The organism is Vibrio sp. 1F169, assembly GCF_041439605.1.
Classification (GTDB): Bacteria; Pseudomonadota; Gammaproteobacteria; order Enterobacterales; family Vibrionaceae; genus Vibrio; species Vibrio tasmaniensis_A.
On sequence record NZ_JBGOOI010000174.1, the window covers coordinates 1 to 1,312 of the forward strand.

General features: G+C 40.9%; 1 protein-coding gene. It reads right to left on the reverse strand.

Annotated features, from left to right (window positions below; translation table 11 throughout):
* Nucleotides 1-34: 34 nt before the first annotated feature.
* Nucleotides 35-1,272 (reverse strand): IS3 family transposase gene (locus ACED53_RS23425; RefSeq protein ID WP_139137228.1). Its coding sequence is split into 2 segments (ribosomal slippage): nt 35-900 and nt 900-1,272, totalling 1,239 coding nucleotides; the frame shifts between segments, so codons are not numbered across the junction.
* Nucleotides 1,273-1,312 lie beyond the last annotated feature (40 nt).

Genomic DNA, 1,312 nt, shown 5'->3' on the forward strand with positions numbered 1-1,312 from the left:
TGTCTCGTCCTAAAATACGTTGACAGTTTTTCTACTAAGCCAACAGCGTCAGCTGTTGGCTTTTTTCATGCACCTCATTTGGAGTTTTCATCCTGAGACTAAGGTGCGGCCTCATGTTGTTATAGGTACTTATAGACTCTTTTACTAGTTGTTTAAGCTCTCCGAGGTTTTTACACTTATCAAGTAAGAACTCTTGTTTCAGGATTCCATTTATCCTCTCTGCCAAGGCATTTTGGTAGCAGTCATAACCATCTGTCATCGAAGGCATTATGCCGCTACTTTTCAACTTATCTTGATAAACACCTGAGCAATACTGCAGACCACGATCTGAATGATGGATACAAGGACGATGATATCGACGCCCTTTGATAGCCATATCCAGCGCTTTCACGACATCCGTCGCTTTCATTTCATTGCTCAGCTCATAGCCCATTATTTTTCGACTAAACGCATCCGTAACCAATGATAGGTAGTGAACCCCTTCATCAGATTGAACATAGGTTATGTCGCTCACCAACACACTCTCCGGACTACATGGTTGGTAGTCCTTTAATAAATTCGGGTGTTTCTTCATCCAATGTCTACTATTGGTCGTTTTTGTAAAACTACGTTTAGGTCTTACCAATAATCGTTCATCGCGTAAGTAGTTGAAAAGCGCATCTCGACCTAACTTGATACCTTGTTCTTGTAGTTTGGGTTTAAGCAAAAAATAGAGCTTTCTAGTACCAACCCGAGGCATATAACGCCTAATATCCAACACCATTTTTTTAATCGGTTTAAGCTCTAACTGACGATGATGAATTCGCTTCTCTCGTTGATAAACACTCTGCCTCGTTATACCGCATAGCTTACATATTCGAACTAAACTTATTCCTTCCTGTTTTTGAAGGCTTCTTGCTCCTTGGCTAGATACTTTTTTCTGAGACTGGTTCCGTGCTCAGCATCAAGAATATCAACCACTCTATTTAAAAAGAGATTCTTGATTTTTTCGTCTTCTAACTCTTTCTCAAGACGTTTTATTTTCTGTGCAGGTGATTCTTTAGGCTTAGGTGATTGGTGCATGGCATTCATCCTTGGATTTTGCGCCCAACCCATCTTACCGTGCTTTCGAAGCCAGGTTAAAACGGTTGAGCGGCCTTGGATACCATAAATGGTTTGGGCTTGTTTATATGTCATATCGCCTCTTTCTACAGCAGCGACAATCTGTAATTTAAAGCCTAGTGTGTAATCACGCTGAGTGCGCTTAACATAGGTCCTATTTGAAGTAGTCATAATTCGTCCTCAATGTGTAAACACATTTCAGGACGGGACA